General features: G+C 38.4%; 9 protein-coding genes and 5 pseudogenes. 13 read left to right on the forward strand and 1 reads right to left on the reverse strand.

Going from position 1 to position 9,771, the window contains the following annotated elements:
* From AFK68_RS23850 to AFK68_RS35450, 13 genes and pseudogenes are all read left to right on the forward strand, one after another.
* Nucleotides 1–202, forward strand: a 202-nt coding sequence (locus AFK68_RS23850) for an alpha-isopropylmalate synthase regulatory domain-containing protein (RefSeq protein WP_305778152.1), incomplete at its 5' end; no start/stop codon positions are given.
* A 426-nt stretch (nucleotides 203–628) separates the two neighbouring features.
* The gene (locus AFK68_RS42445) at nucleotides 629–763 is read left to right on the forward strand and encodes an element excision factor XisI family protein (protein ID WP_246844073.1); all 135 of its coding nucleotides are present in this window, start codon (nucleotides 629–631) and stop codon (nucleotides 761–763) included.
* A 12-nt stretch (nucleotides 764–775) separates the two neighbouring features.
* Nucleotides 776–967: pseudogene (locus AFK68_RS42450) on the forward strand (element excision factor XisI family protein); the annotation flags it as partial.
* An 88-nt stretch (nucleotides 968–1,055) separates the two neighbouring features.
* Nucleotides 1,056–1,192, forward strand: a pseudogene (locus tag AFK68_RS43605) (element excision factor XisI family protein); the annotation flags it as partial.
* A 101-nt stretch (nucleotides 1,193–1,293) separates the two neighbouring features.
* Nucleotides 1,294–1,992 (forward strand): tetratricopeptide repeat protein (locus tag AFK68_RS42460; protein WP_246844412.1); only part of this gene is annotated, 699 nt, incomplete at its 3' end.
* A 1-nt stretch (nucleotide 1,993) separates the two neighbouring features.
* Nucleotides 1,994–2,399, forward strand: a pseudogene (locus AFK68_RS42465) (tetratricopeptide repeat protein); the annotation flags it as partial.
* A gap of 1 nt (nucleotide 2,400) precedes the next feature.
* Nucleotides 2,401–4,282, forward strand: a pseudogene (locus tag AFK68_RS42470) (tetratricopeptide repeat protein); the annotation flags it as partial.
* A gap of 305 nt (nucleotides 4,283–4,587) precedes the next feature.
* The gene (locus tag AFK68_RS42475) at nucleotides 4,588–5,631 is read left to right on the forward strand and encodes a CHAT domain-containing protein (protein WP_246844415.1); all 1,044 of its coding nucleotides are present in this window, start codon (nucleotides 4,588–4,590) and stop codon (nucleotides 5,629–5,631) included.
* A gap of 771 nt (nucleotides 5,632–6,402) precedes the next feature.
* Entirely contained in the window at nucleotides 6,403–6,639 is a 237-nt protein-coding gene (locus AFK68_RS23870; protein ID WP_094675649.1) for a hypothetical protein, read from the forward strand.
* Nucleotides 6,636–6,770, forward strand: coding sequence for a hypothetical protein (locus AFK68_RS43610; protein ID WP_256386641.1), 135 nt, complete (start codon nucleotides 6,636–6,638; stop codon nucleotides 6,768–6,770). The genes AFK68_RS23870 and AFK68_RS43610 overlap by 4 nt, the downstream gene beginning before the upstream one ends.
* 24 nt (nucleotides 6,771–6,794) lie before the next feature.
* A pseudogene (locus AFK68_RS42485) lies at nucleotides 6,795–7,022 on the forward strand (type II toxin-antitoxin system death-on-curing family toxin); the annotation flags it as partial.
* 223 nt (nucleotides 7,023–7,245) lie between these two features.
* Nucleotides 7,246–8,454, forward strand: a complete 1,209-nt coding sequence (locus tag AFK68_RS23880) for a caspase family protein (RefSeq protein WP_094675651.1) — start codon at nucleotides 7,246–7,248, stop codon at nucleotides 8,452–8,454.
* 74 nt (nucleotides 8,455–8,528) lie between these two features.
* Entirely contained in the window at nucleotides 8,529–8,768 is a 240-nt protein-coding gene (locus tag AFK68_RS35450; protein WP_143438186.1) for a hypothetical protein, read from the forward strand.
* 93 nt (nucleotides 8,769–8,861) lie between these two features.
* Here the strand turns inward: AFK68_RS35450 and AFK68_RS23885 are convergent, their stop codons facing one another.
* Nucleotides 8,862–9,470 (reverse strand): hypothetical protein, encoded by a 609-nt coding sequence (locus tag AFK68_RS23885; protein ID WP_094675653.1) that lies wholly within the window; start codon nucleotides 9,468–9,470, stop codon nucleotides 8,862–8,864.
* Between the last annotated feature and the right edge of the window lie 301 nt (nucleotides 9,471–9,771).

The raw sequence follows: 9,771 nt of genomic DNA on the forward strand, positions 1-9,771 counted from the left end.
TGATGCCATTGGAGAAGTGACTATTCGCTTGCGCCATGAGGGGCGAGTTTATTCTGGTCATTCTGCCAATACAGATATTATTGTGGCATCTGCTGAGGCTTATGTAAACGCTTTAAATCGGTTGTATGCAGCTTTGCAAAGTGATGTAGAGAAAATACATCCGCAAAAGAGTCAACCTGTGGAAGTAGTAGCTGGTAGTTAATAGATAGTTTCTGTAGTAGACCGACACAGCTAAAATGGTGCGTTACGACGGATTGCTGAATCCCTCTCATAATCTGAATTTAAGCCGTCTTTTCATGTCCGCTCTTAGCGGAAACACACCCTACAATTTTGCACAAAATTAGGTGTGTCAGTCCAGTAGGGTGCGTTAGCGGGTAGATAAATTATACTTAGTTCGAGTTAATGTTATTCCCGCGTAACGCACCTTATTACTGATTAGAATTGCAAGTCGCTTGATAATATCCAAGAACATTATATTATGTCCGGTTGTTATAATTAGGCTAGTAGTAGAGCTTCAGCCCACTTTGCTATATCGGGCTAAAGCCCTACTACAAACCAATACTTTAGTAATGAATAATTTGCCCATGAAATTGTTGGTTGTAGATTTAGAAAAAGTCGAGGTTTTACAATGGATACCCCAAAGACCTATAGAGAAATCGTCAAACAAGTAATTGGGAAATATGCTAAATTATGTCCTTCTCATGGAAATATTAGATTAGATACTGTTTTTGATGAACAAAGCGATAGAACTCCGTTCCGCTGACGCGATCGCTATGCTCTGATGCAAGTAGGATGGAACAGAGGCAAGCGAGTTAGAGGAAATATTATTTATATTACTTTAGGAGAGGGAAAAGTCTATGTTGAATATGATGGTATAGAACAGGGAATTACTCAAGATTTAATAGACCAAGGCATTCCTCAGAATAATATAATTTTAGAACATTTATGGTTTTCGGACTCGTTTTAATATTCATCCGGATGAAGCTGCCGCTGCTCGTGCTACAGCAATGAATTCTTAAATGTAGTTACAAGTCAAAAGTCAGACGTCAGAAATNCTTTAGGAGAGGGAAAAGTCTATGTTGAATATGATGGTATAGAACAGGGAATTACTCAAGATTTAATAGACCAAGGCATTCCTCAGAATAATATAATTTTAGAACATTTATGGGAAATGAATAAGATACTGCACTGATAACTGATAACTGATGACTGATAACTGAAATTGCATATCTTCCTTGAAACTAGAAATATAATAGTATTGAAAATTTTGGTTGTGAGGCAAGGGTTAAGTTTATGGTTGCTCCTAAGAGATGGTTGTCTATTCTCAGTGTTAATAGTCTGATGTTATTTAATGTCAGTTTTCCTGTATTAATGTTGCCCAATATTGTTAATGGGGGAAAAGTTGTTGCTCAGACAGACAAGAGTGCTGAGGCAGAAAGATTATTGAAGCAAGGAGCTGAACTATTTAAGCAAGGAACAGCAGAGTCTCGGAGGCAAGCCATCGCTAAATGGGAAGAGGCGCTACTATTGTTTAGGAAAGCAGGTAACTTGAGGGGAGAAGCAGTTACACTGGTTCTTATTGGCCGTGTCTACAATGACTTAGGAGAAAAACAAACAGCACTCAATTATTACCAGCAAGCTTTACCTGTATTTCAGCAAGTAGGCGATCGGAGTTGGGAAGCAGGAACTCTCAATAATATTGGCAGTGTCTACAATGACTTAGGAGAAAAACAAACAGCACTCAATTACTACCAGCAAGCTTTACCTCTCAGACGGGAAGTAGGCGATCGGAGTGGGGAAGCAACAACTCTCAATAATATTGGCAGTGTCTACGATAGCTTAGGAGAAAAACAAACAGCACTCAATTACTACCAGCAAGCTTTACCTCTCAGACGGGAAGTAGGCGATCGGAGTGGGGAAGCAACGACTCTCAATAATATTGGGGGTCTATACGATAGCTTAGGAGAAAAACAAACAGCACTCAATTACTACNGCGATCGGAGTGGGGAAGCAACGACTCTCAATAATATTGGGGGTCTATACGATAGCTTAGGAGAAAAACAAACAGCACTCAATTACTACCAGCAAGCTTTACCTCTCAGACGGGAAGTAGAGGATATTCGTGGGGAAGCAAACACTCTCAATAATATTGGTGCTGTCTACCATAGCTTAGGAGAAAAACAAAAGGCACTCAATTACTTCGAGCAAGCTTTACCTATACTTCGGCAAGTAGGCGATCGGAGTGGGGAAGCAGCAACTCTCAATAATCTTGGCATTGTCTACAGTGACTTAGGAGAAAAACAAACAGCTCTCAATTACTACGAGCAAGCTTTACCTATATATCGGCAAGTAGAGGATATTCGTGGGGAAGCAAACACTCTCAATAATATTGGCACTGTNCTCAATTACTACGAGCAAGCTTTACCTATATATCGGCAAGTAGAGGATATTCGTGGGGAAGCAAACACTCTCAATAATATTGGCACTGTCTATGATGACTTAGGGGAAAAACAAACAGCTCTCAATTACTACGAGCAAGCTTTACCTATACTTCGGCAAGTAGGCGCTCGTGCTACAGAAGCAACGACTCTTAATAATATTGGCCTTGTATACAGTAACTTAGGAGAAAAACAAACAGCTCTCTCATACTATCAGCAAGCTTTACCTATACTTCAGGAAGTAGGCGCTCGTGCTACGGAAGCAACAACTCTCAATAATATTGGCTCTGTCTACAATGACTTAGGAGAAAAACAAACAGCACTCAATTACTACCAGAAAGCTTTACCTATACTTCGGCAAGTAGGCGCTCGTGCTACGGAAGCAACGACTCTTAATAATATTGGCACTGTCTACGATAGCTTAGGAGAAAAACAAAAGGCACTCAATTACTACGACCAAGCTTTACCTATACTTCGGCAAGTAGGCGCTCGTGCTACGGAAGCAAACACTCTCAATAATATTGGTGCTGTCTACAGTGACTTAGGGGAAAAACAAACAGCACTCAATTACTACCAGAAAGTTTTACCTATAAAACGACAAGTAGAGGATCGGGGTGGAGAAGCAACAACTCTCCATAATATTGGCCATGTCTACAGTGACTTAGGAGAAAAACAAACAGCACTCAATTACTACCAGAAAGCTTTACCTATACTTCGGCAAGTAGAGGATCTTGGTGGTGTGGCAACAACTCTCAATAATATTGGCCATGTCTACAGTGACTTAGGAGAAAAACAAACAGCACTCAATTACTACCAGAAAGCTTTACCTATACTTCGGCAAGTAGAGGATCTTGGTGGTGTGGCAACAACTCTCAATAATATTGGCCATGTCTACAGTGACTTAGGAGAAAAACAAATAGCTCTCAATTACTTACAGCAAGCATTACCTATACTTCGGCAAGTAGGCGATCGTGCTACGGAAGCAAACACTCTCAATAATATTGGCCATGTCTACAGTGACTTAGGAGAAAAACAAACAGCTCTCAATTATTACGAGCAAGCTTTACCTATAAGACGACAAGTAGAGGATCTTGGTGGTGTGGCAACAACTCTCAATAATATTGGCCATGTCTACGATAGCTTAGGAGAAAAACAAACAGCTCTCAATTACTTACAGCAAGCTTTACCTATACATCGGCAAGTAGGGGATAGAGGTGGAGAAGCAACCACTCTTTTTAACATCGCTTGGCTCAAACGAGACCAAGGCAAACTCACCGAAAGTCTAAAATTCATAGAAAAATCCCTAGAAATAATCGAAGACCTCCGCACCAAAATAGTTGCTCAAGACCTCCGCACATCTTACTTCGCCACAGTTCAAGATTACTATCAATTCTACATCAACCTCCTAATGCAACTCCACAAACAAAACCCCAACCAAGGTTATGACAGCAAAGCATTAAACGCCAGCGAACGCAGTCGCGCGAGAAGTTTATTAGACATCCTAGCAGAATCAGGAGCTGACATCAAGACTGGAGTAGACCCCCTACTTCTCGCCCAAGAAAAACAACTACTGCAAAAACTCAACACATTAGATCAAGCACGACAACTCAACACCCCTGGATACGACCCCGACGAACTCAAACAACAAATCGAAACCCTAACCAACCAACTCCAACAATTAGAAGTCAAAATCAAACAAAACAGCCCTCGTTACGCCAACCTCAAATATCCACAACCCCTCACCGCCTCAGAAATTCAACAACAAGTTATCGACAAAGATACCATACTTTTACAATATTCTTTGGGAGAAGAAGCTAGTTATTTATGGTTAGTAACCCCCACAGNCCCCGACGAACTCAAACAACAAATCGAAACCCTAACCAACCAACTCCAACAATTAGAAGTCAAAATCAAACAAAACAGCCCTCGTTACGCCAACCTCAAATATCCACAACCCCTCACCGCCTCAGAAATTCAACAACAAGTTATCGACAAAGATACCATACTTTTACAATATTCTTTGGGAGAAGAAGCTAGTTATTTATGGTTAGTAACCCCCACAGAAATTAGCAGTTATGAACTACCGAAAAAATCCGAAATAGAAAGATTAGCCAGACAATTTAGAGAAGAAATAATCTCCCTTTCTCCAGTGCCAGAAACGGGAAATAAATTAAGTCAAATATTATTGTCGCCCGTAGCCAATAAATTAGGAAATAAACGACTATTAATAGTAGGAGATGGCATCTTACAGACCATTCCTTTTGCAGCCTTACCTTTGACCTCTCCCCCAACCCCTCTAGTGCAAGGAGAGGGGGGAAATTCTGCCTCCACCTTTGCAGGGGGCAATGAGGAGGGTCAAAATTATCAACCCCTAATTGTCAACCATGAAATTGTCACCTTACCTTCATCTTCAAGTATTTATATTCTTAGAGAACAAGTCAAAGGCAGAACCCCCGCCCCCAAAAAAGTAGCCGTTATTGCCGACCCAGTATTTGCAGATAATGACCCCAGATTTAAAATAGCTTCTCAACCAAAAAAAGAAACAGAAACTAATAATTTAACCGCAATGGCATTAACTCGTTCTCTAGAAGATTTTATCGGTTCATCATTCAATCGTTTAGAAGCAACTCGTCTAGAAGCCAAAGCAATATTAGCATTAGTTCCTGACAATTTAGAACAACTATCCTTAGACTTCGATGCCAATCGAGAAACCGCAATAAATCCCGATTTATCCGAATATCAAATAGTACATTTAGCCACCCACGGACTATTAAATGAAAGTCAACCAGAATTATCAGGATTAGTGCTTTCTTTGTATGATGAAACTGGCAAAGAAACACCTGGTTTTTTACAATTAAACGATATATTTAATTTAGAAATGCCAGCAGAATTAGTAGTATTAAGTGCTTGTGAAACGGGAGTTGGGGAAGAAATAAGAGGGGAAGGATTAGTAAGTTTAACCAGAGGATTTATGTATGCAGGAGCTAAACGAGTAGTAGTAAGTTTATGGAGTGTGGCAGATAATTCGACATCTGAATTAATGCAAAGTTATTATCAGAAAATATTAGAAAAAGGGAAAAATCCTGTGGAGTCAATGAGAGAAACTCAGTTAGAAATGTTAAGTTCAGAGAATTGGAATTCCCCCTATTATTGGGCGCCATTTGTTGTGCAGGGAGAGTGGAAAGAAAGTTAAAAGTTAAAAGTTAAAAGTCAAAAGTCAAAAGTCAAAAGTAAGAATAAGCAAAGTAGATATTTGTAGTAGACTGTTTCATCTTAAATGATGCAATAGATGTAGGTTGGGTTGTTTGCGTTAGCATNGTAGTAGACTGTTTCATCTTAAATGATGCAATAGATGTAGGTTGGGTTGTTTGCGTTAGCATTGCGCAGCATGGGACGAAACCAAACAACAATCTTTCTCCCCTACTCTCCTACTCCCCTACTCCCCTACTCCCCTACTCCCCTACTCCCTAATGCACTATTTTAGGTGAAACAGTCCAGTAGGGTGCGTTAGGCGCTATTATTAGGAATATATTATTTATAACAGAATAGATTGCGCCGTAACGCACCGAAAGAAAGTTATATTAAATCTGGTAGTATCGGTGTCAAAAAGCATAGAAACCGGGTTGGTTTTAAATGCTCCACCATACTAATATCTAAACTCCCACAAACCCGGTTTCTTAAAAGAGAGATATTTGTAGTGGACTGACACATCTAAAATGGTGCGTTACTACAGATTGTTACATCGTTTTTACATCTATGATTTTTTTATCGTTTAACGCACCCTACTGGACTAAAATGTGCTGTATAAAATGGTGCTTTCGGTGCGTTACGCTCCGCTAACACACCCTACTGGCGTGTCAAGCTTAAAATAGCCAACGGTGCGTTACGCTCCGCTAACACACCCTACTAGATACTTTGATGTTAGAATAGTTATAATAATCACTAAATAATTTATATAATCACTATGAAAGCAATAGAAATTAACGGAAAAATTGATGATACGGGAAATCTAATTTTAGAACATCCTCTAGAAATAAATACTCCTACAAATGTTCGAGTTATTATTCTTATACCAGAAGATTATGAAACTCAAGAAATAGAAATTAATCAGACTAACAAAGCTAATTTTGAAAAAGCAATGAATGCTTATCAAAAAATCAGTGAAAAGTATAAAAATGCTTTGCGAGAGTTAGCTCAATGAAAGAACGTTTTTGGATAGATGAAACTCTTGCTCAAGCTATTCATGCAGACCAAATTATTCAACATGGAGGAAGTCAAGGAATTAGAGATGAAAATTTACTTTCTGCTAGTTTAGCTAGACCTCGACATTGATTTACTTATGGTCAACCAAATTTATTTGAACTTGCAGTAGCTTATGGCTATAGTTTAGCTAAAAATCATCCTTTTATTGATGGAAATAAAAGAACAGCTTTTGCAGTTATGGCAACTTTTTTATTGGTTAATAATTATTTACTAGAAGTACCCGAACCAGAAGTTGTAAGAATGATGGAACAACTAGCAAGTGGAGAAGAAAATCAAGAATCTCTAGGAAGGTGGTTAGCAGAAAATTCTGTAGAGATTTAAGCATTAAAATAATTAACAATAATTGTAGGTTTTGTTGTTTGCGTTAGCATTGCGCAGCATGGGAAGCTCCACTAACAGTTTGTTCTACCCAACCTACGTTTTTAGCTGAAATATAAAATATAGCTTTAAGGGTTTGGAGACCAAACCCCTACAATAAAATGTTATAACTTAATTTAGGATTGCTATAATACTCATAAAATCTAAAAAAAAGAAATTATTTAAAATGTATCCTATCTCTCGCCGTAACTTTTTCCAATTTGCCAGTTCAATGCTTGCCACCCTTGGTATAAGTCAATTTAAATTTCTATCCCAAGCCGAAAATTATGGCAAAGTATTAGCTCAAAGTACCACCCGCAAACTTGCTTTATTAGTAGGAATTAATGAATATCAAAAATCCCCATTAAGAGGTTGTGTACATGATACTGAAATGCAACGTCATCTCCTAATTCATCGTTTTGGTTTTAATCCGAAAGATATTTATATTCTGACTGATAAAAAAGCGACTCGTCAAGGAATTTTAGAAGCATTTGAAGAACATTTAATTAAACAAGCTAAACCAGGAGATGTGGTAGTTTTTCACTATTCTGGGCATGGTTCCCGTGTCAGAGATCCTAATCCTGTTGTGCAGACTTCTTTAATGGATGGTAGTGGTTTAAGTGGTACATTAGTTCCGGTCGATAGTTCTTTTCCTAATCCCGATGTTAGTGGTGTAGTTGATGATATTATGGGACATACTTTGTTTCTACTCACATCAGCTTTAAAGACAGAAAATTTCACTGGAATTCTTGATAGTTGTTTTTCCGGGATGACAACTAGAGATTTTACTGTTCGTTCTCGTGCTGGTGGAAATAAAATAGAAATTTCTCCACAAGAAAAGGCTGATCAAGAAAAGTGGTTATCTCGGCTGGATATGTCTAAGGATGAGTTTGTGAAAGGTTATCAAAGTGGTGTAGCAAAAGGAATATTTTTTGCTTCTGCTAAACCTTTTCAAACAGCAAAAGATGTAAAAATTATTGATTTTCATGCCGGAATTTTTAGCTATTTATTTACACAATATTTATGGCAAGAAACAGGTACGCCAGAACAGGCGATCGCTTATACAAATAAACAAATTCCATCTAGGTTAGAACAAAATCCATTTTATGAAGTTAAGACAGGTACTAAATTAGATAGTCAAGCTATATATTTGACCGAAAATTCCTATCCTGTTGCTAATGGAGTAGTTATAGAAGTAAAAGGTAATCAAGCAAAAATTTGGTTGGGAGGATTAGAAGCAAAAAAGATAAATCAATTAACCAATGGTGCTGTACTTAATGTTATTTCTCCCCAAGAAAAATCTTCAGCTAAATTAATTTTTGAATCCCGTGATGGTTTAGTGGGAATTGCAACATTTCAAGGTGGTGTTAAGCCAGGATTTTTATTAGAAATTTAAAAAAAGTTGATAAAATTAGTACAAAATTTAGTGATGGTGGATTGTAATCGTAATTTATTCAGGACTTACGCAAAATGTTGAATTATACGCTATCTGTAGGGGTGATTTCCTGCGGAATGCTTCGCAAACGCGAATCATATCAAATCCGCTTACCTCGGAGTCACAAGAAACCGGGTTTGTGGGAGGTCAATGGTAGGGACGTTGCATGCAACGTCCCTACAATGGCATTTGAGACAAACCCGGTTTCTCTGCTTTTTTATACCAATACTACCAGATTTGATATCAGCTCTACAAGATGTGGTGGTTATGGGTAAGTCCTGTTATTGTAATTATTTTTTTTGTCAAAGAAATAGTGGGAGCATCTTGCTCCCTTAATGATAACTGATAACTGATAACTGATAACTGATCTACCGATCTGAATATAAACGCATTAGAGCAATACCTGTAATTGCAGCCACAAAAAACCACGTTACAAATAAACCGATCACCTCACCAATAAATAAACCGATCGCTCCATAAACCAAGCCACCGACTAACCAACCCAGAGGTAAACCAATTGCCCAAGCAATAATATTCGCAATCACCCACAAGTCCTCCTGATAGATTTGCTTCCTCAGGACAAACCATTGACCTAATCCCAAAATCCCCCCCACAATAGCACCATTAATAAATCCGTGAAACAACCTCAGCCAAATTTGTTCTGTTCGTGGAGCTATCCAACCTAATGCTCCTAAACTACTTGCCCCAATTAATAACCAACTTACAATACTCACCACCACCCACCATTTGCTGCGGAAAATCAGATTTCTCAGCACCAACCATTGTGTTAATCCAATAACACCTCCACCTATAGCTCCTGATAAGGCCCCAATATAAGGTCTCACACCTACCTCAATAAATATTAAGCTGAGGAAAAAACCAACAACAGTGAAAAATATCCACTGCAACCAAAAACCCCATCTAATTTTTTGGGGTTTGGTGTGGGAAGGATGATAATACAACTTGGTGAGTGACATCAAATAAATTTTCTAGCTACTTTAATATTAATAAATAGGGAGTAGGGAGTAGGGGAAATAATTGATTATTTATGTGGGATAATTGATATCAAATCTGGTAGCATCGGTGTAAAAAAGCAGAGAAACCGGGTTTGTATCAAATGCCCTACAATACTAAAATTGACCTCCCACAAACCCGGTTTCTTGTTACTCCGATTTTTCGGGAACCGTGGCAAGCGGATTTGATATAAAAGAATTACTCCCCTACTCCCTACTCCCCTACTCCCCTACTCATTACAAAAAAATTTTTCAGCAAACCCTA

It is taken from the genome of Hydrocoleum sp. CS-953, from assembly GCF_002260545.1.
Taxonomy (GTDB): Bacteria; Cyanobacteriota; Cyanobacteriia; order Cyanobacteriales; family Microcoleaceae; genus Trichodesmium.